16 protein-coding genes are annotated in these 22,185 nt (G+C 65.8%); 8 read left to right on the top strand and 8 right to left on the bottom strand.

All coding sequences use genetic code 11. From position 1 onward, the window contains the following. Window positions 1–7: 7 nt before the first annotated feature. Together C1926_RS10335 and C1926_RS10330 are read right to left on the bottom strand one after the other, a co-directional pair. Window positions 8–1,312 (bottom strand): oligosaccharide flippase family protein, encoded by a 1,305-nt coding sequence (locus C1926_RS10335; RefSeq protein WP_108759119.1) that lies wholly within the window; start codon window positions 1,310–1,312, stop codon window positions 8–10. A gap of 92 nt (window positions 1,313–1,404) precedes the next feature. Continuing rightward, a complete protein-coding gene (locus tag C1926_RS10330) occupies window positions 1,405–2,571 on the bottom strand; it encodes a nucleotide sugar dehydrogenase (protein WP_108760672.1) in 1,167 nt (388 codons plus the stop codon). Window positions 2,572–3,156: 585 nt separating this feature from the next. Between C1926_RS10330 and C1926_RS10325 the strand changes: the two genes are divergently transcribed. The 3 genes from C1926_RS10325 to C1926_RS10315 all read left to right on the top strand — a co-directional run bounded on the left by C1926_RS10325 (window position 3,157) and on the right by C1926_RS10315 (window position 8,009). Then, window positions 3,157–5,385 carry a polysaccharide biosynthesis tyrosine autokinase gene (locus tag C1926_RS10325; RefSeq protein ID WP_108759118.1) on the top strand — a complete coding sequence of 743 codons (2,229 nt, stop codon included), beginning with the start codon at window positions 3,157–3,159 and terminating at the stop codon, window positions 5,383–5,385. Window positions 5,386–5,492: 107 nt separating this feature from the next. After that, window positions 5,493–6,386, top strand: coding sequence for a 4-hydroxybenzoate octaprenyltransferase (gene ubiA / locus C1926_RS10320; protein ID WP_108759117.1), 894 nt, complete (start codon window positions 5,493–5,495; stop codon window positions 6,384–6,386). A 198-nt stretch (window positions 6,387–6,584) separates the two neighbouring features. Beyond that, on the top strand, window positions 6,585–8,009 hold the full coding sequence (locus tag C1926_RS10315; protein WP_174214092.1) for a TIGR00366 family protein: 1,425 nt from the start codon (window positions 6,585–6,587) through the stop codon (window positions 8,007–8,009). Window positions 8,010–8,109: 100 nt separating this feature from the next. On the opposite strand, the gene C1926_RS10310 is transcribed toward C1926_RS10315, so the two are convergent. The 3 genes from C1926_RS10310 to C1926_RS10300 form a co-directional block, all read right to left on the bottom strand. Beyond that, on the bottom strand, window positions 8,110–9,771 hold the full coding sequence (locus C1926_RS10310) for an AMP-binding protein (protein ID WP_108759115.1): 1,662 nt from the start codon (window positions 9,769–9,771) through the stop codon (window positions 8,110–8,112). Window positions 9,772–10,011: 240 nt separating this feature from the next. Next, window positions 10,012–10,242, bottom strand: coding sequence for a hypothetical protein (locus C1926_RS21465; RefSeq protein ID WP_159095075.1), 231 nt, complete (start codon window positions 10,240–10,242; stop codon window positions 10,012–10,014). An 87-nt stretch (window positions 10,243–10,329) separates the two neighbouring features. Then, the gene (locus tag C1926_RS10300) at window positions 10,330–10,953 is read right to left on the bottom strand and encodes a YiiX/YebB-like N1pC/P60 family cysteine hydrolase (RefSeq protein ID WP_108759113.1); all 624 of its coding nucleotides are present in this window, start codon (window positions 10,951–10,953) and stop codon (window positions 10,330–10,332) included. A gap of 147 nt (window positions 10,954–11,100) precedes the next feature. Between C1926_RS10300 and C1926_RS10295 the strand changes: the two genes are divergently transcribed. Beyond that, the gene (locus C1926_RS10295; protein ID WP_254057410.1) at window positions 11,101–12,924 is read left to right on the top strand and encodes a M3 family metallopeptidase; all 1,824 of its coding nucleotides are present in this window, start codon (window positions 11,101–11,103) and stop codon (window positions 12,922–12,924) included. Window positions 12,925–12,946: 22 nt separating this feature from the next. Then, window positions 12,947–14,224: a TPM domain-containing protein gene (locus C1926_RS21800; RefSeq protein WP_159095074.1), complete on the top strand. Its 1,278-nt coding sequence runs from the start codon at window positions 12,947–12,949 to the stop codon at window positions 14,222–14,224. 52 nt (window positions 14,225–14,276) lie between these two features. On the opposite strand, the gene C1926_RS10285 is transcribed toward C1926_RS21800, so the two are convergent. Continuing rightward, entirely contained in the window at window positions 14,277–14,945 is a 669-nt protein-coding gene (locus C1926_RS10285) for a VOC family protein (RefSeq protein ID WP_108759110.1), read from the bottom strand. 188 nt (window positions 14,946–15,133) lie between these two features. Here C1926_RS10285 and C1926_RS10280 point away from each other — a divergent pair, with 188 nt between their 5' ends. Both C1926_RS10280 and C1926_RS10275 read left to right on the top strand, forming a co-directional pair. Continuing rightward, on the top strand, window positions 15,134–17,542 hold the full coding sequence (locus C1926_RS10280; protein ID WP_108759109.1) for a TonB-dependent receptor: 2,409 nt from the start codon (window positions 15,134–15,136) through the stop codon (window positions 17,540–17,542). Continuing rightward, window positions 17,542–18,840 (top strand): aminotransferase class V-fold PLP-dependent enzyme, encoded by a 1,299-nt coding sequence (locus C1926_RS10275; protein WP_108759108.1) that lies wholly within the window; start codon window positions 17,542–17,544, stop codon window positions 18,838–18,840. Before C1926_RS10280 ends, C1926_RS10275 begins: the two co-directional genes overlap by 1 nt. 156 nt (window positions 18,841–18,996) lie before the next feature. Here the strand turns inward: C1926_RS10275 and C1926_RS10270 are convergent, their stop codons facing one another. Both C1926_RS10270 and C1926_RS10265 read right to left on the bottom strand, forming a co-directional pair. Continuing rightward, window positions 18,997–19,560: a DNA breaking-rejoining protein gene (locus C1926_RS10270; RefSeq protein ID WP_079224020.1), complete on the bottom strand. Its 564-nt coding sequence runs from the start codon at window positions 19,558–19,560 to the stop codon at window positions 18,997–18,999. After that, window positions 19,560–21,326: a S8 family serine peptidase gene (locus tag C1926_RS10265; RefSeq protein WP_108759107.1), complete on the bottom strand. Its 1,767-nt coding sequence runs from the start codon at window positions 21,324–21,326 to the stop codon at window positions 19,560–19,562. The genes C1926_RS10270 and C1926_RS10265 overlap by 1 nt, the downstream gene beginning before the upstream one ends. 375 nt (window positions 21,327–21,701) lie before the next feature. On the opposite strand from C1926_RS10265, the gene C1926_RS10260 reads away from it, so the two are divergent. Further along, on the top strand, window positions 21,702–22,061 hold the full coding sequence (locus tag C1926_RS10260; protein WP_108759106.1) for a hypothetical protein: 360 nt from the start codon (window positions 21,702–21,704) through the stop codon (window positions 22,059–22,061). The last annotated feature ends 124 nt before the right edge of the window (window positions 22,062–22,185 follow it).

Raw genomic sequence — 22,185 nt, 5'->3', positions numbered from 1 at the left:
CCAGTAGCTATTCGTTTGCGCCCGGGCGCAGCTTGCGCAATGCAAGCCACACCCCGACTGTGTAATGGGCGGAAAGCAACAGTGCATACGCGAGGAGCGCTTGGTCTATGGTCGCGCCGAGCTGCTCGCCTATCCAGAAACAGCCGAACGTCAGCAGAACCCTTTGGATGTTCAGGAATAGTACTTCCCGTTGTCCGTCGAATACTGACATCAGGTACGAAACGGTTGCGCGATTGACGAACTGCGCAATCATAAGTATCGATAGGAATGAGGCGAAGTGCCCAGCAAGTGCCCACTTGCTTCCGAATGCATGGGTAAAGATCCATTCGCCCGCAAACATCAGGGCGATTGTCGGTGCAAGAGCGAGCAGGAGCACTGTGCGAATCACAGAGAATGTGAGGGCCCGGATCTCCCTTGGCTTTCTGCGGCCCAGTTTGGAGATCCCGGCAAAGTATGCCTTGCCTACGCTATCCGCCATAAGCGTTGCAGGAACAGCCAGCGCTGTGAACGCAAGGGCGAGTTGTCCTGTCGCGTCCTTTCCGTAGAAGGTGGCTGAAAGAAGCACAGGCATCTGCGCTGAGCCAACCAACAGTACCTGCGAGGGGAGCCTGTACGCTGGGAACGACCAGTACCGCTTTGCCAGCCTCTTCATTCGTGTCACTGACACGAACCTGGCCAGTCGGCGATATTCCTTGCGCTGAGTCAGCGCCAGTGACGAAATTCCCCCGCTCTGGGAAACGAGTTGCCCGAGCATCAGGCCAAATGGCCGGAGGCCTGCGAGTCCCAGTGCGATCTTCAGCCCCTCTCCCATGAGCGACTGGACAACCTGGGTGCGGGCAATAATCGAGAAGGCATGCTTTCGAGTCGCCCACATGGTCAGTCCTTCGTAGACGGCAACAGCCACAGCCCCGACGATCACAAGGCCTCGCCACGGCGTAAGGGCGTCCATCTCCAAAGCCCCGAGCAGTCCAGGTCCAAACAGCCACATTGCTGCACCGCCAAGCATGGAAATTGCTACGACAAGCAGTGCGGAAAGCGCCATGACGTTGGCGGCTGCTGCATCCGTCTTCGGAAGCGGCACCGCAATGACATACCTGAGGGTCATCACCGGAACGATGATGTTTACCAGTGCGCTGTAGATGGCCAGGACTGCATAGTCGTCAGGGCTATAGATGCGTGCAAGGACCGCGATTGACGCAATTCCGATCAGCTTCGCGAACCCGGCGCCCATGGTCAGTGAGATCGTCCCCCGCAGAATGCCAGAGGCATCTTTGCCCTTGAAGCGATCTCGCAGTTTTTGAAAGAGCTTCACGGGGTGATGCCTACAGATGCTGCCAAGGATGGTCGCGCGAGGCACGGAATGTCCTCGCGATATGAAGTTTGGTGGGCGCTGGGGCTGCTCGCTCAGTCGGATCCGAACAGGTCTCGCGTGTAGACCTTCGCTGCCACGTCATCAAGAATGCTCGAGTGCCGATTGGCGATGATGATGTCTGCTTCCTGCTTGAATGCAGCTAGATCGTTGACGATGCGGGAGTTGAAGAAGTTTTCTTCGTTGAGCGTCGGCTCGTGGACAATAACTTCAATGCCCTTGGCCTTGATCCGCTTCATGACCCCCTGAATCGCGGATGCCCTGAAGTTGTCCGATCCCGACTTCATGACGAGTCGGTAGATGCCAACAGTCTTGGGGTTGCGTCGGATGACCTCATCCGCAACGAAGTCCTTTCGGGTCCGATTGGATTCGACGATTGCGTGGATCAGGTTCTGCGGGACATCCGTGTAGTTCGCGAGGAGCTGCTTGGTGTCCTTGGGGAGGCAGTATCCGCCGTATCCAAACGAGGGATTGTTGTAGTGGCTGCCGATGCGCGGGTCCATGCTGACCCCATCAATGATCTGGCGTGTGTCGAGTCCGTGCGTCGCTGCGTACGTATCGAGCTCGTTGAAATATGCAACGCGCATTGCAAGATAAGTATTGGCGAAAAGCTTGATGGCCTCTGCTTCAGTAGCATCAGTAAAGAGGGTTTCGACATCCTTGCGGATGGCGCCCTCCTTCAGAAGCTCGGCGAATGTGCTTGCACGCTCAGAGCGTTCGCCGACGATGATGCGGCTTGGATGGAGGTTGTCATACAGTGCCTTGCCCTCGCGCAGAAACTCAGGCGAGAAGATGATGTTGTTTGATCCGTACTTGGCTCGCAGCTCTTGCGTGCAGCCAACCGGCACCGTCGACTTGATCACCATGACAGCGTCAGGGTTGATGTCGATTACATCCTTGATTACGGACTCAACCGATCCAGTATTGAAGTAGTTCGTCTGAGGATCGTAATCAGTAGGCGTTGCAATGATGACGAAGCGAGCGCCGTGATACGCGTCCTTTCGATCAAGCGTTGCGGTCAGATTCAATGGCTTGTTTGCCAGAAAATCTTCAATCTCACGGTCTTCGATGGGCGAATGGCGAGCGTTGATCTTTGCAACCCGCTCAGGATTGATGTCAAACGCAACCACTTCGTGGTTCTGGGCCAGGAGGACGGCGTTGGAGAGGCCTACATAGCCAGTTCCGGCCACAGCAATCTTCATTTCAAAAAATCCCTTTTTTCCGCAACCAATCTGACGGAGCTGTTCAATCGCCAGCTGGTTGCGATGCTGGTCGAGTCTCAAGATTTCCGGCAAGTGGAGGAGCCATCAATGTAGGGGTCCACCCTGCCATGCGTCGGGAATCCTACTACACGCCGGTTGGCGATTGCCCGGCATTTCCCGTTCAGCATGGGCCAGATCATCCGGCGGCGTATGGTCGTCAGCCCAGTGCCCAAGGGGCCCTGCAGAGGGGACGGGATGATAGCAGGGCAGGGCTGCAAGCGTGGACCCGGCCTCCGCCAGAAGGGTCAGACCCTGCGGGCTGCGACATGAGGCGGCCCTTGCTGCTCTGGGCCTCCAGGCCTCCCAAGAGCGGTGATTCGCGCCGGCCACCCGTTGGAGGTAGACTGGGGGGCTAGGCGAGGGTAGGGGGTTCCGGGGTCACCTGTCGGTGCTTGACCTCCCTCAGTATCTGCGTGCTCATCTGTGTGGTGCACAGCCGCGCCGTGAGCGTGCAGTTGGATTCAACCAATCTCCAAACGAACTGCCCTGGGTCGTTGGAGTTGTTCCCGAATTTAAGTGGAAGCGATGACCAATAAAACGGAATCCCGAGCAGTCAAGGATGATGATATCGATCTGCGGGAGTTGATCGGAGTCCTGCTTGATCGAAAGTGGTGGATCGTGATCACGACTGCCGTCTTTCTTGTACTCGGCGTGCTTTATGCCCTCCTGGCCAAGCCGATTTATCAGGCTGAGGCCATGGTGCAGGTGGAGTCGAAGGTCCCCTCGCTTCCCGGTTTGGCCGATCTTTCCTCGCTGAGCGGAAGCGGTAGCACGATGGCTACCACCGAAGTTGCTCTTCTCACCTCGCGCGCGGTGGTGGGGAAGGCGGTGGACGAGCTCCACCTTGATATTTCTGCCACGCCCGTGCGTTTCCCCGTTGTTGGCGATTTCATTGCCAAGCGCTTTCAGCCCGAAACGCCTGATGCCGTCGCTTCGCCCCTCTTCGGTATGTCGAGCTACGCTTGGGGTGGAGAGAAGATCGTCGTTGATCGGCTGGAAGTGCCGGCCACTCTGTTCGACATTCCCTTGACTCTGGTCGCTGCTGGTGACGCCTCGGGGTCGTTCGTCGTTCTTGGTGACGATGACGAGGAGCTCCTGCGCGGCAAAGTCGGCGAGCGCGCCAGCGGCCACGGTGTCTCCGTCGATGTGTCCAAGCTGAACGCGCGGAGCGGCACGAGATTCCAGCTTGTGAAGCAGCGCAGGCTGAGTGTTATTTCGGATCTCCAGCAGCTGGTGCTTGCTTCTGAGCAGGGGCGGGATTCGGGCATCTTGCAGGTCACCTATCAGGATGCAGACCCGGTTCGCGCGCAAGCGCTGGTCCAGCGAGTCGCTGAGGCCTATGTCCGCCAGAATGTGGAGCGAAGCTCGGCTGAAGCCGCTTCCCAGCTTCAATTCGTGAGAGAGCAGCTGCCGACAATTCGCAAGCAGGTTGAGCAGGCCCAGGCAGCAATGAGTGCCTATCAGTCGCGCTCGAACGCTGTAGATATCACGATGCAGACCCGGGGCTTGCTTGAGCAGGAAGTTGCTGTCGAGGCGAGCATCCAGCAGTTGCGTCTGAAACAGGCGGAGATGGACCGCGCTTTCACCCGCGAGCATCCCGCTTACAGGGCCCTGATGAAGCAGATTGGTGATCTGGAGGGCCGCAAGGCTGGGTTCCAGCGCCAGGTCGGCCAGCTGCCGGATACCCAGCAGGAACTGCTTCGCCTGACCCGTGATCTTCAGGTCAGCAACGAGCTCTATACGGCGCTCCTCAATCAGGCGCAGCAGCTTGACGTCGCTCGTGCAGGTGCAGTCGGCAATGTGCGCATCGTTGACTCGGCGGTGGTGGACGTAACCAATCCCGTCAAGCCCCAGAAGAAGCTGATCGTAGTCATCGCCACGCTTCTCGGCGGATTCCTCTCGGTTGCCGTCGTTTTCCTCCAGCGCATGCTCAACCCGGGCATCGAAGACCCGGCGGACATCGAAGCCCTCGGCCTGCCGGTCTACGCCGCGATCCCGCTGAGCGTGTCCAACACCCTGCCCAAGCTGCGCAAGGGCAAGCACGGTACGCGCGTGGTGGCCGACGGTCGCCAGCACCTGCTGGCGGTGAGTGCCCCGGCCGACCCGACCGTGGAAGCGCTGCGGAGTCTGCGTACCAGCCTGCACTTCGCCATGCTGGAAGCGAAGAACAACATCCTGACCATCTCGGGCCCGCGCCCGGGCGTGGGCAAGACCTTCGTGTCCACCAACCTGGCCGCGGTCATCGCGCAGGCGGGCCAGCGCGTGCTGGTCATCGACGCCGACATGCGCAAGGGCACGCTGCACAAGATCCTGGGTGTGTCGCACCAGAAGGGCCTGTCGGACGTGCTGGGCGGCAAGCTCAGCGTCGACGACGTGATCCATCCGGTGGCCGGCCTGGACAACATGCACTACATGGTGCGTGGTGACATTCCGCCGAACCCGGCCGAGCTGCTGATGCACCCGCGCTTCGCGCAGCTGCTGCAGGACATGTCCGGCAAGTACGACCTGGTGATCGTGGATACGCCGCCGATCCTGGCCGTGACCGATCCGGCGCTGGTCGCCACCCACGCTGGCTCGAGCCTGCTGGTCACCCGTTTCGGCGTGAACCAGGCCAAGGAAATCGAGCTGACGCTGCAGCGCTTCGAGCAGAACGGCGTGCAGATCAAGGGTGCGATCTTCAACGCGGTCGAGAAGCGTGCCACGGGCTATTACAGCTACGGTTACTACGAGTACAAGTCTGACGAAAAGGCCTGATCTTTTCGCAGGGCAGGACACCGGGGCCCGGTGCGCGCAGGCGCATCGGGCCCTGTCTTTTCCAGGTCCGCGCCGCCGTCCTTCCAGCGCAGGAGTATCCTATCGCCATGGCTGACACCCCTCTTTCCGCGCCGCATCCGGCGCCGACGCCGCGCTGGCGTCACTACTGGTCCCTGATGCGCGCCGATCGCCCGATCGGCACCCTGCTGCTGCTGTGGCCCACCTGGTGGGCGCTGTGGCTGGCCGCTGGCGGCCTGCCGCCGCTGTGGACCCTGTTCGTGTTCACCGCTGGCGTCTGGCTCACCCGTTCTGCAGGCTGCGTCATCAACGATTACGCCGACCGCTGGCTGGACCCGCACGTGGAGCGCACCAAGGCGCGCCCGCTGGCCACCGGGGCGATCAGCGGCCGTGCGGCGCTGGCGCTGTTCGCCGTGCTGATGCTGGTGGCCTTCGGCCTGGTGCTCACCCTGAACGGGTTGACGATCGGCCTGAGCTTCATCGGCGTGTTCCTGGCCGCCAGCTACCCCTATCTCAAGCGCTACACGCACCTGCCGCAGGTCTACCTGGGCATGTCTTTCGGCTGGGGCATCCCGATGGCCTTCGCCGCCGTGCAGGGCGAAGTGCCGATGCTGGGCTGGCTGCTGTACGCCGGCAACATCCTGTGGTCCACCGCGTATGACACCTGGTACGCCATGGTCGACCGCGAGGACGACCTGAAGATGGGCTCGCACTCCACCGCCATCCTGTTTGGTGAGCTGGACCTGGTCATCCAGGGCGTGCTGTACGCGCTGTTCCTGGCCACGATGGCCCTGGTGGGCGTGCGTGGCGGGATGGGTGGGTATTACCTGGCTGGCGTGGCGGTGGCCACGGTGCTGGTGGTGTACGAATTCTGGATCTGCCGCAACCGCGAGCGCGGGCCGTGCTTCAAGGCGTTCCTGCACAACAACTGGGTAGGCGCGGCGCTGTTCGCCGGCATCGCCGTGGACCTGGCGCTGCGCTGATCGACCGGGGTCGGATCCCTTTCCCACCGGGAAAGGGCTCTGACCCCATCCTGGGTTGCCGGTAGAGTCGAGCTTGCTCGACTGATCCGCGCGGCCAAGCCAGAGCAGTCGAGCAAGCTCGACTCTACGACCAATAGGTGGCTGACAGCCCGCACCTCACCGCCCAGAATCGGCCCATCGAACCTGGGAGGGTAGGCGATGGCCTCGACGGCAGCAGTACAGGATGGCTGGATGGCGCGCGCGGCGCTGCGTTCGGCCGCCTGGGCGGAAAAGTGGTTCCCCGACGCGTACGTGTTCGCGGTGCTGGGCGTGGTCATCGTCGCGGTGGCGGCGATGGGCTTCGGCTCGACCCCGCAGGCCACGGCCAGCGCCTTCGGCGACGGCTTCTGGAGCCTGATCCCCTTCACCATGCAGATGGCCTTCGTGGTCATCGGCGGCTATGCGCTGGCCACGGCGCCGGTGGTGGCGCGCTTCATCGATTTCCTCGCGCGGGTGCCGCGCACCGGCCGCGGTGCCGTGGTCTACGTGGGCCTGGTCAGCATGTTGGCCTCGCTGCTCAGCTGGGGTTTCTCGCTGGTGTTCGGCGGCCTGCTGGTGCGCGCGCTCGCACGCCGCACCGAGCTGCGCATGGATTACCGCGCCGCCGGTGCCTCGGCCTACCTGGGGCTGGGCGCGGTGTGGGCGATGGGCCTGAGTTCGTCGGCCGCGCAGCTGCAGGCCAACCCGGCCAGCATGCCGCCCGGCCTGGTGGAAATCACCGGCGTGCTGCCTTTCACCGAGACCATCTTCCTGTGGCAGTCGATCGCGCTGACCGCGGTGCTGATCCTGGTCTCGCTGCTGATTGCCTGGCTGACCGCGCCGGCCGCTGGCAGTGCACGTACCGCCGAGGATTTCCCCGGTGCCGCGCAGGCCGAACCCGAGCCATTGCAGCAGCGCACGCGCCCGGGTGAATGGCTGGAGTACAGCCCGCTGCTGACTGTGCTGCTCTCGCTGCTGGCCTTCGGCTGGCTGTTCAACGAGTTCGCCAACAAGCCGGTGGTCACCGCCATCGCCAACCTCAACACCTACAATTTCCTGTTCATTTCGCTCGGCCTGCTGCTGCACTGGCGCCCGCGCAGCTTCCTCAACGCAGTGGCCAAGGCGGTGCCCAGCACCACCGGCGTGCTCATCCAGTTCCCGCTGTACGGCGGCATTGCGATGATCCTCACCCACGCGGCCGGCGGCGATGGGCAGACCCTGGCGCATCGCCTGTCCAGCCTGTTCGTGCACGTGGCCAGCACCGATACCTTCGCCCTGGTGATGGGCGTCTACTCGGCGGTGCTGGGCTTCTTCGTGCCCTCCGGCGGTGGCAAGTGGATCATCGAAGCGCCGTACGTGATGCAGGCGGCCAACGAACTGAAGGCGCACCTGGGCTGGGCGGTGCAGGTCTACAACGCGGCCGAGGCCCTGCCGAACCTGATCAACCCGTTCTGGATGCTGCCGCTGCTGGGCGTGCTGGGCCTGAAGGCCCGCGACATCGTCGGCTTCACCTTCATCCAGCTGCTGGTGCACATTCCGCTGGCGCTGGGCCTGCTGTGGCTGCTGGGCATGACCCTGACCTACGTGCCGCCGGTGATGCCGTAGGGCAGATTCGGGGCTCATGTGGGGTCAGAGCCTCTCCGCTGGAGAGGATCCGACCCCGGGGTCAGATCCCTTCCGCGGGAAGGGCTCTGACCCCAGACCCTCAGCCCGCCGCCTGCTTCTCGATCTCCGCCTTGCGCAGCAGGAACCGCTGCACCTTGCCGCTGGGCGTCTTCGGCACCTGCACCACGAACTCCACCTGGCGTGGGTAGGCATGCGCGGACAGGCGATGGCGCACATGCTGCTGCAGTTCGTGCGCCAGCGCGTCGCTGCCTTCGAACCCATCACGCAGGATCACGAACGCTTTGACGATCTCGGTCCGCTCCGGGTCGGGCACGCCGATCACCGCCGCTTCGGCCACCGATGGATGCTCCATCAGCGCGCTCTCCACGTCGAACGGCCCGATGCGGTAGCCGGACGAGGTGATCAGATCATCGGAGCGACCGATGAAGCTGATCGAACCGTCGTCCTCGCATTCCACCGAATCGCCGGTGCGGTAGTAGCCCTCGGCGATGGCCGGGGTCTCCGCCCGGTAGTAGCCGGTGAACCACATGATCGGTGACTGCTTCAGGTCCACCGCGAGGATGCCGGGCGTGCGCGGTGGCAGTTCATGGCCGTTTTCATCCAGCACGGCCACGCGGTAACCCGGCATCGCAAAGCCCGATGACCCCGGGCGCACGCGGTGGACCAGCGCATGGTGGTTGTTCACCACCATGCCGGTCTCGGTCTGCCCGTAGTGGTCCAGCACGGTGGTCTGCAGGTGCTCGGCAAACCAGCGGGCAATCTCCGGGTTCAGCGGTTCGCCGGCACTGCTGACCACGCGCAGCTGGCCCTTGATGCCGGCACTGGCCTGGGGGCCGGCGGCGATGATCTGCCGGTACGCGGTGGGCGAGCCGGCCAGGTTGGTCACTCCCAGCTGGCCGATGATGGTGTTCAGGCCATGCACGCTGAAGCCGGCTTCGCTGAAGGTGGTGGCGTGGCCCAGCAGCAGCGGGCCGATCACCGCGTAGTACAGGCCATAGGCCCAGCCAGGGTCGGCGATGTTCCAGAAGACGTCGTCCGCGCGCAGGTCGACGGCCAGTTCCATGTAGCTGGCAAACGCCATCATCGCGCGCAGGGGCACGGGCACGCCCTTGGGGCTGCCGGTGGTGCCGGAGGTCGACAGCAGGGCCATCAGCGCATTGCCGGGCAGCAGCACCGGCTCCAGCGTTGGCGCGGCCGCCACTGTGGCCGCACGCCAGTCGATGTCACCGTCGCGCAGTGCGTGGCCGGGGGCGAGCACTGTGGCCACCGGCGGGCAGGCATCGAGTTCGTCCAGCTTGCTGCGGTGTGCGCTGTCGGTCACCAGCAGGCGGGTGCTGCCGGTCTTCAGGCGGCTTTCAATGGCCTTGGGGCCGAACGCGGTGAACAGTGGCTGGTACACCGCGCCCAGGCGCCAGGTGCCGAGGATGGTGGCCAGCAGGTCCGGCGTACGTGGCAACAGGCCGGCCACCACATCGCCCGGGCCGACGCCGGCGGTACGCAGCACCTGCGCGGCGCGGGCGGCGGCATCGCGCAGGTCGTCGAAGGTGTACAGATGCAGGGCGCCCTGCGCATCGATCCAGCGCAGGGCCAGACGATCGCTTCCGCAGTACCGGTCGCAGCATTCCACGCAGGCGTTGATGCCCTGGTCCAGGCGCCCCTGGAAGCGGTCCTGCCACTGCGCGATATCGAAGCCATCGCGGGCTTCATCGTAGGAAGGGCGTACTGCGGTCTGCGGGGCCATGCGCGTCTCCGGCGGGTGTCCGCCTGACCATAGCGGTGCCGCGCGCGGCTGCAAATGGGACCATGGGTGTAGGCCGTCATGCGCGCGTCACACGGGCCGAGGCCGCTGAATGCGGCTGTTGCCGTGCGGGCATGAGCACATGCACACGTCGCATGAATCCTTCAGGGGCTTGTGCCGCAAGGGGCGCGCGGTCTTTTGTGGGGCGCGTGCACGCCAGCCTAGCTGCGTTGCAACGCATGGTTAACCTTCGGCTGCAGAGGATGGCCCCGTCCACCGCATTCCGCGCGTGGCTTCGGAGACACGGACATGGCACAGCAGAACCAGCAGAACCAGAAAGGTCAGCAGAACCAGCAGGGTCAGCAGAACCAGCAGGATCAGCAGCAGGGTCGCGGTCGTGACCAGCAGCAGCAACAGCAGCAGGACCAGCAGCAGGACCAGCAGCAGAAGCGCAACCAGCAGCAGGGCAGCCAAGACGAAGAAGAATGACCCTGGCCCCCCCCCAGGTCTGAATACTGAAGCCCCGCCTCGCGCGGGGCTTCGCTTGTACAGCGCGCCGATTTAAAGCACGCCGACCCATTCCAGCACCGCGCTGGCGGCCATGTCGTTGGGGTTGGTGCCCGGCAGGCCCTGCGGCACGTCCATGCCCATGCCGCGGTACAGGTCCACCCAATGCTGGGCGATCTCCCCGGTCTGCGGGTTGCGGAAATTCATCGGCTGCAGTGCGAACACATGGTGCGCGCGGAAGGCACGCTCGATGAAATCCGAACAGTAGTAGCTGTCCTCGTTCAGCACGTAGGCCGTGTTGTACGGCTTGCCCAGCATCGTGCGCGCTTTGGCGACCGCATCGGTGATCGCACCGGCCGGCGCCGCACGCAGCCGGTACACGACGATCTGCCGCTGCTTGCTGCGGGCGTCGCGCTGGAAGTCGAGCAGGGCCTGCTGCCGCGAGCCCTTCTCATCGGCATGCAGTACCTGCCAGCCGTGCGCGCCGGCAGCCACCAGGGCCACGTGGTCGAAGCTGGTCGCGCCCTGCGTGGCGGTGGCATCGTCGATGGCCGCACTCAGTCCGCTGTGCCCGGCGGTGACGAACAACAGGTCGCCCTCGCGCACCTGTACGCCTGCGGCCAGCGCAGTCGAGAGCGGGGCGAGCAGCAGGCCGATGACCAGCAGGAAAGTGCGCATGTGAAGGCCGGACAGGCGGGGAACGGGCTAGTCTACCCCCGCCGCGGTCTGCCCATGGCGTAGAGTCGAGCTTGCTCGACTGCTTCCGCCAGGCGCAGTCGAGCATGGCTCGACTCTACAAAGGAAGCTGTCATGAACATCCGCAGGATGCGATGCATCACCGCCGCCACCGTGCTGCTGCTTGCCGCCGGCACCGCCAGCGCGCAGACGCTGCACGCCGACGACCGCAGCTGGTTCGCCGATGCGGCGGCCGAGCAGGACGCACGCGCGAAACTTGCCACTGCCATCGCGACGCTGCGCGATGCCGGACCCGAGGATCCGGCCGTGCGCGTACAGCAGGCTGACCGGCTGTTCGGCCAATGCCTGCGCCACCATGGCTATCTGCACCTGCAGGCCGCACGCAATGCGCGTGATGTGCGCCTGGTGCAGGCACAGGAAGGTATCGCGGACCTGTGTGGCGATGCCGCGCGCATCGCACGCAAGGCGTTGGTCAGTGCGCCGGCCGATGCGGGCTGGGTGGCCCCCTATGCCTGGCTGCGCACGCGTGCGCTGGGCACCACCGGCAGCTCCACGGCGCCGCGCGCCGCAGGCCTGGACGATGCCGTGGACGAGGTGGCCAGCCCGGCGCTGGATGCATTCGCACGCCTGCAGCGGCAGCTGTTGCAGCACGCCAGCTACCCGCGCTTCGAGCGCGATGGGCGCACGCTGGACAGCAGGAAGGACAGTACGGCCCTGGCCCAGCACCCGGATCGCGCGCTGCGCGAGGCCGGTTGGAAGGGCTACTGGCAGGGCGTGGCCTCACAGCGCGAAGCCATGGCCAGCACGCTGCTGGCACTGGTGCATGTCAATGATCGTGCCTCGCAGCTGCAGGGCGATGGCAGCGCACCCGAACGCAGCTACCGGCACATGGGCCTGGACACGCCCGCGGTGCTGGCCACGCTGGCCGCAGTACAGCGCCATGCGCCGCAGCGCCGCGCCTACCAGCAGGTGCTGCTGCAGCATGCCGAACGCATGGGCCTGGCCGACCCGCAGATCTGGGATCTCAGCCTGCCCGATGCCGGCTTCGTGCCGCCGGTCCTCAGCCTCGAGCAGGTGCGCGACACCGCCACCGGGGCGATGCAGGGGCTGGGCCCCGAGTACGCCGGTGAAGTGCGCGCGCTGCTCGACCCCGCGCAGCAGCGCATGGACCTGGCGCAAACGCTGGGCCCGCGCACGGCCGATGCCTTTGCGGTCACGGCGCCGGGCGCGCCCGCGCTGCTGTTCGTCGGCGAGCGCCGGGGCACCCTGGAAAGCGACGTGGAGGCCGTGCACGAAGCCGGCCACGCGGCACACGGCCAATGGATGCAGCGCGGGCAGGTCTCGGCGTTCTACCGCAACGGCACCTCGTGGTTGAACGAGGCCTACGCGATCTTCAACGAACTGGAGTTCCGCGACCAGCTGTACCAGCAGGCGCAGGATCCCCGCGCCAAGGCGTACTACCTGAAGTCGCTGCTGGATGACATCGTGCTGCAGCTGTTCATCGCTTCGGAGGAAGCGCAGCTGGAGCAGTCGATCTACCAGGGCGTGTCCGCCGGCACGCTGGGTACGGCCGATGACCTCGATGCGCTGACACTGAAGGTGCTGTCCGGCTACGGGATGATGGCCGAACGCTACCCGGCGCTGGGTGCCACCTGGGAAACCAAGCGGCTGATGTACGAAGACCCGCTGTACCTGGCCAACTACCTGTTCGCCGGCCTGGTGGCGGTGCAGCTGTACGTGCAGGAACAACAGGATCCGCAGGGCTTCCGCCAGCGCTATCTGGCCGTGCTGTCCGAAGGGTTCGACCGCGCCCCGCAGGAACAGGTGGCGCAGTTGCTGGGCCACGCACCGGACTGGGCGGAACTGGTCGACGCCGACCTGCAGGTGTTCGATGAACAAGTGGCGCGCCTGCAGGCGCTGCATGCGCAGATCGAAGCCGGGCAGGGCAGCTGAGGCGACATTCATGGAACACGTGATGGCACGATCGCAACGCCTGCACCGGCATCTGCTGGCCTACCTGTGGTGCGCCCTGTTGCTGTGCGCGCTGCCCGCGATGGCCATTGGCCAAGCGCCGGTGCCCACGTTGGACTCGCCGGTGGTCGATCCCACCGGCGTGCTCTCGGCCAGCACCACCGAGCGTCTGGAGCAACAGTCACGCGCGCTGTTCGAACGCAGCGGCGGCGCGCAGCTGCAGGTGCTGGTGGTGGGCAGCACCGGCGATGAAAGCATCGAAGCCTACGCCCAGCGGGTGTACGACCAGTGGCAGCTGGGGCGCAAGGGCGTGGATGATGGCGTGCTGCTGCTGGTGGCCGTGCAGGACCGGCACGTGCGCATCCAACCGGGCTATGGCCTGGAAGGCGCGATTCCCGATGCGTATGCCAAGCGCATCATCGAAGAAACGATCCTGCCGCGCTTCCGCGACGGTGACATCGACCAGGGCGTGATCGACGGCAGCGCGCAGCTGGTCGCCTTGATCGATGGCGAGCCCTTGCCACCGCCCCGCAGCAACCATCTGCTGGACCTGGCCTGGCAGGCCATGGACAGTATCCTGCTGCTGGCCGTGGTCTGCGCGTTCGGCCTGGGACGCTGGCATGGCCGCGCTGCGGCCGTCCCGGCGCGGCGCTGGTGGTCGCTGCTCTTGAAGTGGCTGGCCATCATCGTGCTGGCCGCTCTGGGCATGGCGGCGTGGAAGCCGCGTCTGCTGGTGCCAGTGGTGTTTCTGTTGACCTTGGTGGTACCACTGGCCTGGTCCTGCGGGCACCGCTGGAACCAGAGCGCAGCAACGCGGCGCCTGGTGTGGGCCATGCTGGCCGCCAGCACGGCCATCTGCATCTTCGTGCTGGTTACGCGGGGCACCGTTCCGGGTCTGTTCGTGCACGCTGCGCTGTATTTCTTCGCCGGCATCGCCTGCGTAGTTGCGTGGTTCCCTTTGGCGCTGACGCGCAATCGCTGGCAGACCAGTCGACGCGGATTTGCCGTGCGCGCGCTGGCGTTCTGCGGCGTGTTCGGGGCAGGCCTGGGCTGGGCGCTGACCCGCTCTGATCCGTTCGATCCCGTCGCGCTGCTGATCGTCTTCGGCGCAGTGGGCTACATCGGCTGGAACGTGGCGATGCTGATCGGGACGGGCGGCGGTGGCGGCGGTGATGACGACGACCGCCGCAGCGGCGGTTCGGGCTCCTCGTCGTCGTCGAATAGCAGCTGGTCCGGCGGCGGTGGCAGCAGTGGCGGTGGCGGCGCGTCGGGCAGTTGGTAGGTGTCAACCTTGGTTGACACAGTCCCACCGACCATCCACGCATGGCGTGGATCTACTGGATCACGCGCCACCCCTGCGCGGTATCGGCAATCTCGCCGCTGCCCTGCACATCGCCCACGCGCAGCGTCAGGCCCTGCGCGTTGGGCAGGTCCTTCTGCTCGGGGAACCAGCGGCGGTCGGCGGCGACCACGATCAACAGTCCTTCGTCATCGCCCATCGGCGCGAACTGCGGCGAGGGCGTGCTGAGCGGCTGCAGCCCGAAGCGCGCGCTGGTCTCGGCGCGTACCGCATCCACGTCCGCGCTGGGCAGGCCCACTTCGCTCAGGCAGGTCAGCTCGCTGCCGTGGAACGCGCCGCTGCGTGCGCTGGCTGGCAGGCGCTTGCGGCCGATCAGCTCCAGGATCAGGCCATCGGGCCCGGTGAAGTACACCGACTGCGACTGCCAGGTGCTCTCCAGCGCGAAGTAATCAATGCCTTCGGGATTGCGTTGCAGCGGCACGCGCTCGCGCAGCCACGTAATGGCCTCGTTGAAGCGGTTGTCCGGCACGTTGAAGGCCAGGTGCACGCCGCCCAGCGGCTGGCCATCGGCCGGTTGCAGCTCGATGGTGCTCCAGCCGATGTGCACGTGGTGGCCGACCACGCGCAGCTGCAGCACGTCGTGGAACCAGGCGGCGACGGTACCCACATCGGACACCGGCAGGGTGAGGTGTAGCAGGCGCATGATGCGGTCTCCTTGCGTGCGCGATGCTTCGATTCTATTACGCGCGTGGCAAGGGCGTCCCCACGACGACTTCCTCCTGTCGCGTTCACGTAACGCCCGCTTCACACATCGCGCCGAGACTGCGCGACTTGTCCAGGCCGCCTGTACAGGCGCGCCTGACCCTGTCGTGCAGTCCCGGAGTACCCGTCGTGCAGAGCTCGTTGTTGTCGCGTTCCATCCTCCTCGCCCTTTCCATGGTCAGCGCAGGAGGCGCGATCGCAGCAGATGCCAGTACGGCAGACACCGCCGGTGGTGGCACCACCCACGCCGCGCCGACCCAGCTGGACGCCATGCTGGTCACCGGCACCCGCGCCTCCAACCGCACCCAGTTCGAAACGCTGGCGCCGGTGGATGTGTTCACCAAGGAAGACATCAAGTCGGTCGATTCCACCGACCTGAAGGACGTGCTGGCGCAGCTGGTGCCGTCGTTCGTGGTGCAGCGCCTGCCGATGGCCGATGGCCAGGTGTTCGTGCGGCCCGCCACCCTGCGTGGCCTGTCGCCGGACCAGACCCTGGTGCTGGTCAACGGCCGCCGCTTCCACCGCAGTGCGCTGTTGGGCAACCGCGGCGCACAGGCCGCTGACCTGGCGCAGATCCCGACCAGCGCCATCAAGCGCATCGAAGTGCTGCGCGATGGTGCATCGGCACAGTACGGTTCGGACGCCATCGCCGGCGTCATCAACATCATCCTTGAAGACAGCCCCGGCACCGAGATCACCGCAGGCTACTCGCAGTACGCGCAGGGCGATGGTGCCTCGCGCGACTTCAGCGCCCGCACCGGCTGGGCGCTGGGCGACTACGGCAGCCTGGCGCTGTTCGCCGAATCGTCGAACTCCGATGCCACCTCGCGCACCCGCCAGCGTCCCGATGCCATCGCCTTCCAGGCCGCGCATCCCGATCTGGACGTGCCCAACCCCGTGCAGCGCTGGGGCCAGCCGGAACTGGAAAGCCGCCGCGTGGGCTTCAACCTGAAGGCCAATGCCAGCGATACGCTGGAGGTCTACGCCTTCGGCCTGTACAGCCACAGCGATGGCGTCAGCGATTTCAACTGGCGCAACCCGGACACCACCACCGGCGCCTATCGCACCACCAGCATCTTCCCCGGCTGGGATCTGCGTTCGCTCTATCCGGTGGGCTTCAGCCCGCAGTACGGCAACGTGCAGAACGACCTGCAGCTGGTGGGTGGCCTGCGTGGTGAGATCACGCCCAAGCTGCGCTGGGATGCCAGCGCGTCGTATGGCCGCAATGCCATCGACTACAGCCTGGACAACTCCATCAATGCCTCGCTTGGCCCGGACAGCCCGACCTCGTTCGACCTCGGCCGCCTGACCCAGACCGAGAAGAACGCCAACGTCGATTTCAACTACGAATGGGACGTGGCCGCGCTGGCCAAGCCGGTCAACGTCGCCTTCGGTGCCGAGTTCCGCCAGGAAACCTATGAAGTGCGCGCCGGCGACCCCGCCTCGTACGCGGTCGGCCCCGGCGCAGTGGCCGGCCTGGAAGCCAATTCCAACGGCGCGCCGGGCTTCTCGGCCAGCCAGGCGGGCAAGTGGGACCAGCGCAGCCATGCTGCCTATGTCGATATGGAAGTGCCGCTGGGCGAACGCTGGAGCATCGGTGCCGCCGGCCGCTATGAAGACTTCTCCAGCTTCGGCAGTACCGTGGACGGCAAGCTGTCGGCGCGCTTTGCCATCACCCCGGACGTGGCCCTGCGCGGCACGTTCTCCACCGGCTTCCGCGCGCCCACCCCGGCGCAGTTGAACACCACCAGCACCAGCCAGGGCCTGGACACGCGCACCCTGCAGATCTTCACCAGCGGCCGCCTGTCGCCGAACGATCCGCTGGCACAGCTGCTCGGTGCCAAGCCGCTCACCCCGGAAGAATCGCGCACCGCCTCGCTGGGCCTGACCTGGCGCACCGACATGGGTCTGTCCGGTTCGGTGGATGTGTACCGCATCAAGCTCACCGACCGTTTCAGCCAGTCGGCCAGCTTCGCCATTCCCGCCGGCACGCCCAATCCGCTGGGCTACACCTCGGTCAACTACTTCACCAACGATTTCGACACCACCACCAGCGGCGTGGACGTGGTCGGCAACTACCTGCGCGACCTCGGCGCCGGCCGCATGACGCTGACCCTGGCCTACAACTTCAACCGCACCCGCGTGGACAATGGCAGCACTTCGGTGGCCACCAACGAGACCCAGCGCGTGCTGTTCGAAGATCGCCTGCCGGAGCACAAGGGCAGCTTCACCGGCAGCTGGGACGTGGGCGCGTGGTCGCTGATGGCGCGCGTGCGCTACTACGGCGCGTGGACCGATTCGACCGGCAACGCCGCTGGCGACATCTACCAGCGCTTCGGTGACATGACCTTCCTCGACCTGGCCGTGGGCTATCGCATCAACGAGCACCACAGCCTGCGCGTGGGCGTGGACAACGTGTTCGACCGCTACCCGGACGAGGCGACCTTCCAGGCCAGCCGCGGCCTGATCTACTCGCGCAACGCACCCTACGACACCGATGGTGCCAACGTGTACGCGCAGTACCGGCTGACCTTCTGATGGACAGCCGCCGCCGTAACCTGCTGCGCGCCGGCACGCTGCTGCCGGCCGCCGCAGCGCTGTCTTCACTGCCTGCCATGGCCGCCGCGCGTTACGCTGCGCCCATGCAGATTCCCGCAACGACCGTGGCGCCGGACGTGCTGGCCCGCGATGAAGGCTACTGGGCCGCCGTGGCCAGCCACTTCGACATCACCGATGAAGTGAACCACCTGGAAAACGGCTACTGGGGCGCGATGGGTCGCGAGACCCTGGCCAGCTACCAGCGGCACACCGCCGAGGTGAACCGTGGCAACGCCTGGTACGGGCGGCACACCTTCCCCGCCGAGTACATGGCCGTGCACCGCCAGGTGGCGGACATGCTGGGCGTGGGTGCCGATGAGATCGCGCTGACCCGTGGCGCCACCGAGGCGATGCTGGCCCTGATCGGCGGCTACAACCGCCTCGCGCCCGGCGACCAGGTGCTGTACGCCGACGTGGACTACGACAGCATGATCGGCGCCATGCGTTGGCTGCAGCAGCGCCGTGGCGTGCAGGTGGAGCGCATCGCCCTGCCGGCGGTGCCCGACCACGCGCAGATCCTGCAGGCCTACGATGCCGCCTTCGCGCGGCTGCCGCGCCTGAAGCTGGTGCTGCTGACCCAGGTCAGCCACCGCCATGGCCTGGTGCTGCCGGTGGCGGAGATTGCCGAACGTGCGCGTGCGCGCGGAATCGATGTGATCGTGGATGCGGCCCATGGTTTCGGCCAGATCGCCTACGCCGTGCCGGACCTGAAGGCCGATTTCGTGGGCATCAACCTGCACAAGTGGATCGGCGCACCGGTGGGCGTGGGTGCGATGTATGTCCGCAAGGGCCGCGTGGCCGACCTCGACCCGTACATGGGCGAGGCGGACGATGGCCGCGTCGGCAGCCGCGTGCACACCGGCACGGTGAACTTCGCGGCGTACCTGGCGCTGCCCGAAGCCATTGCCCTGCACCAGCGCATCGGTGCGGCCAACAAGCAGGCGCGCCTGCGCTACCTGCGCGAGCGCTGGACGGTGCCCGCCCGGCAGATGGCGCATCTGGAAGTGCTGTCCTCGCCTGACCCGGCACTGGCCAGCGCGCTGGCCAGCTTCCGCCTGCGCGGGCGCACCAGCGTGGCCGACAATATGGCGCTGCAGAAGCGCCTGCTGGATGAGCACCGGGTGTTCACCACGCATCGTGATGGCCTGGAATCCGGCGCCTGCGTGCGGGTCACGCCTTCAGTGTTCACCCGGCCGCAGCAGATGGATGCATTGGTGGACGCGCTGGCCGGCATGTAGTTCTGGTAGGTGCCGACCGTTGGTCGGCATGTAGTTCCGGTAGGTGCCGACCGTTGGTCGGCATTTGTTTCTGGTGGGTGCCGACCGTTGGTCGGCACAAAAACCCCGGCCGGCCAGGAGAGGTACGCCAGCCGGGGCACCACACAACGCCCTAGATCACTTCTTCTCTTCCCACTGCACCAGGTCCGCCTCCGCCGCGCGGATACCCGCGGTCGACAGCAGCTTGGTCGTGGCATCCAGCGCCGCGTTCACCGACGGGTATTCCACAATCGCCCGCCCCGAAGCCTTCGACACCTTCACCACCGTACCGCCAGTGGCCGCTGCCGCCTTCTGTGCCGCCGCCGCATCGGTGAAGAACACCTTGACCCTCGATGTCGCCACCACCGGTGCGCCATCGCTGGACACCGCAGCCGCAAACTTGCGGGTGCCCGCATCAGCAGCACCCAGCGAACGCTTGCTGCGCGAGCCGCTGGTCGCCGCCGCCGACGGGGTGATCTGGAACTGGCCGCTGGCCGCCTGCTGCACGGCCACCGTGGGCGCCAGCTGGAAGCGGTTGCCGCCCACATCGAACGAGCGGCCGGTCGCCTCCGCCTTCAATGCCTGCACATCCACGGTGGACAGCGTGCGCGCCGCCGGCGTGGCGCCTGTGCTCTGCGCCCAGGCCGGGCCGGTCATCGCCGCGAAGGCGAGGGTGCTCAACAGAATGGTTGTCTTCATCATCAGTGCCCCAGAACGCGGATCTTGAAGAATTCGAGGTTGCCGCGCGATGCAGCGCCGGCGGCTTGCCCCATGTCGGTCACTTCCAGCGTCCACGTGCCCGTGGCGCTTTCATCCAGGAACGCGTTGCTGGACAGCAGATCCCAGTTGGTGAAGTTGCGCTGCACGCCACCCGTGCCGGAACCGATGGCGGTGAACGCCGGTTGCACCACGCTGCGCGTGCCGCTGGGCGACACCAGCACGAACTGCAGTTGCCGCGTGTTGCTGTGGTTGACCCGGAAGCCGAGCTGCACGCTTTCGACGTTGCGCGCACCATTGGCCACCTGGAAGGTCAGCCGGCCGGCCGTGGCCGAGGTGCTGCCGATCGCCACGCTGCGGGTGGTGGTGCGCCAGCCGGTGTCCAGCAGCGGCCCGAGCGACTGGAACGTATCGGCCACCTGCACCGCGCGTGCGGCATTCACCACGCCAAAGCCATACCAGTTGCTGAAGGCGCGGCCAGCGGCGTTCACCGTCCAGCCCGGCACCAGCGTGCGCCCATCGGCCAGCGTCACCGCCGGCTGGTTGGGATGGGTGCGGGTGGCGGTGGTGGCCAGGATGTACTTCACGTCGCGGTAGCTCAGGCGCGGGTTGGCTTCCAGCACCAGCGCGGCCACGCCGGACACCATCGGCGCCGAGGCGGACGTGCCGTTCATCTTGGCCGTGTAGTTGCAGGTGCTGTCGATGGCCGACAGGTTGCTGTCCAGGCTGTTCTCGCGCGCGCTGTTCTTGTTGCTGCCCACCGTGCAGCCGCCAACGTCGGTGGTGACGATGGCCGGGTCGTAGGCGCGCGCCACCAGGCCCGGTGCGTACTGCGCCTGCAACCCGTATTCGCCACCGAAGGCCGATACCCACAGTGCCGAACCGGTGGACGAGTACGACGAACGCACGCCATCGGCGCGCACCGCACCCACGGTGATCACGTTGAACAGGTTGTTGCGCGGGTCGCGGCCGGCCGGCACGCAGCCGGTGTTGCGGTTCTTGGTATCGGTGGTGCAGACATCCTGGGTCTGGCTGACCGAGGCGTTGTTGAAGTTGTTGCCGGCCGACTTCACGTAGATGCCACCGCGGCCACCACGCGTGCCCGACAGCGCCTGCTCATAGGACGCCACATCGTTCTGGCTGAAGGCCAGTGGCAGGTTCGGGTTGCCCGGCCCGGCGCCCCAGCTGTTGTTGAACACCTGCACGTCGGCCGATTCGGCGCCATCCCACCACGAGTATTCGATGTTGCTCAGCTGGTTGCCCTGCGCGTTGGAAGCCAGCACGTTGAAGCCCTTCAGCGTGGCTGCGGGAGCGACGCCACGCACGCCCACGCCATTGGCACCCACCGCACCGGCGATGCCGCCGACCATGGTGCCGTGGTGGTCGGCATCGGGGTTGGAGGGGGAGGGGTTGGTGGAGCCGTTGGCGAAGTTCCTGCCGGGCACCGCCGCCACGTTGGCGGCCAGGTCGGGGTGGGCGATCTGCAGGCCGTCATCGACGATGCCGATCACCACGCCCTGGCCGCGGATGCCATTGCGGTACAGGCCATCCACGTTGAGATCGTTGCCCGCCACCGGCAGGGTGTCGGCCGGTACCGCCTGCCCGGTGTTGAGCAGGTGCCACTGCAGGTTGGCCAGGGGATCGGCCTGCTGCGCCTGGGCGCTGGCAGCCAGGCTGCCCAGTACCAGCGCAGTGGCCAGGGCCAGCCGCGCGGAACGCGGTGGCACGGTGCGGAGCGTGTTTCGCTTCATACACGAGTCCTTCTGTTGTGAATCGGCATGGCAGAACGGCGGGGCGGAACTGCCCCATCGCCCTTGGCCAAACGCAGCACAACGAAGAACCCCCTACCTCTCGTGCGCGCGGAGATGCGGTTGTGCAAAGCGCGTCACAAACACTTATTCCGGCCGGGAATAACGACCCTCTTGCCGGCGCTCATCCACGCATGGCGTGGATCTACCGCTCTGGTGGGTGCCGACCGTGGGTCGACATCATTTGCTCTGGTGGGTGCCGACCGTTGGTCGGCACATCCCTCCGGGCCACGGACCCCGGCCGCCAGGCATGGCCATCCCCCACCCATGCCATCATGTTTGAACCGCGGATCGCCGCCCGCTTTCCCAGGAAGACACATGGTCAGGAAAGACCCGGACATCGAAGCCGCCGTGGACGAGGCGTTCCGCCCCATCCTGACCTGGATGGCCAATGAGATCGCCTCAGGCCGCGCGCCCGACGCAGCGGGCGTTCGCCTGCGTACGGCCGATACGTGGGAGACCATCACCGACATCATCCAGGACTACGGGGAAACCCTCGTGCCACTGCCCGAGGCCACTTGGGAAACCTCGGTCAGCCAGTGGGATGGCGAGCGCTGGAAGGTCCTGGTCGACCTGCATACGGCCGCAGAAGGGCGAAGTGACCTGGTGATGGATGTGTCCATCACCGAAACCGAAACCGGCTTCGCCTACAGCCTGCATCTGGTCTACGTTCCCTGAGAGGCAGCGCCGATCTCCATCCACGCATGGCGTGGATCTACTGCCCTGGTGGGTGCCGACCGTTGGTCGGCACATCCCTCGTGGCACATCCATCCAAGCAGGGGGCGGGGGCGACCGGCCATCA

It is taken from the genome of Stenotrophomonas sp. ZAC14A_NAIMI4_1 (genome assembly GCF_003086915.1).
Classification (GTDB): domain Bacteria; phylum Pseudomonadota; class Gammaproteobacteria; order Xanthomonadales; family Xanthomonadaceae; genus Stenotrophomonas.
This window is presented reverse-complemented; position numbering and strand designations above follow the sequence as displayed.

Excerpts from the sequence above, each read along its gene's own strand:
- C1926_RS10325 (WP_108759118.1), top strand. The coding sequence starts at position 3,157 with ATGACCAATAAAACGGAATCCCGAGCAGTCAAGGATGATGATATCGAT.
- C1926_RS10295 (WP_254057410.1), top strand. The coding sequence starts at position 11,101 with ATGCGATGCATCACCGCCGCCACCGTGCTGCTGCTTGCCGCCGGCACC.
- C1926_RS21800 (WP_159095074.1), top strand. The coding sequence starts at position 12,947 with ATGGCACGATCGCAACGCCTGCACCGGCATCTGCTGGCCTACCTGTGG.
- C1926_RS10265 (WP_108759107.1), bottom strand. The coding sequence starts at position 21,326 with ATGAAGCGAAACACGCTCCGCACCGTGCCACCGCGTTCCGCGCGGCTG.
- C1926_RS10330 (WP_108760672.1), bottom strand. The coding sequence starts at position 2,571 with ATGAAGATTGCTGTGGCCGGAACTGGCTATGTAGGCCTCTCCAACGCC.
- C1926_RS10275 (WP_108759108.1), top strand. The coding sequence starts at position 17,542 with ATGGACAGCCGCCGCCGTAACCTGCTGCGCGCCGGCACGCTGCTGCCG.
- ubiA (WP_108759117.1), top strand. The coding sequence starts at position 5,493 with ATGGCTGACACCCCTCTTTCCGCGCCGCATCCGGCGCCGACGCCGCGC.
- C1926_RS10260 (WP_108759106.1), top strand. The coding sequence starts at position 21,702 with ATGGTCAGGAAAGACCCGGACATCGAAGCCGCCGTGGACGAGGCGTTC.
- C1926_RS10300 (WP_108759113.1), bottom strand. The coding sequence starts at position 10,953 with ATGCGCACTTTCCTGCTGGTCATCGGCCTGCTGCTCGCCCCGCTCTCG.
- C1926_RS10285 (WP_108759110.1), bottom strand. The coding sequence starts at position 14,945 with ATGCGCCTGCTACACCTCACCCTGCCGGTGTCCGATGTGGGTACCGTC.
- C1926_RS10310 (WP_108759115.1), bottom strand. The coding sequence starts at position 9,771 with ATGGCCCCGCAGACCGCAGTACGCCCTTCCTACGATGAAGCCCGCGAT.
- C1926_RS10315 (WP_174214092.1), top strand. The coding sequence starts at position 6,585 with ATGGCCTCGACGGCAGCAGTACAGGATGGCTGGATGGCGCGCGCGGCG.
- C1926_RS10270 (WP_079224020.1), bottom strand. The coding sequence starts at position 19,560 with ATGATGAAGACAACCATTCTGTTGAGCACCCTCGCCTTCGCGGCGATG.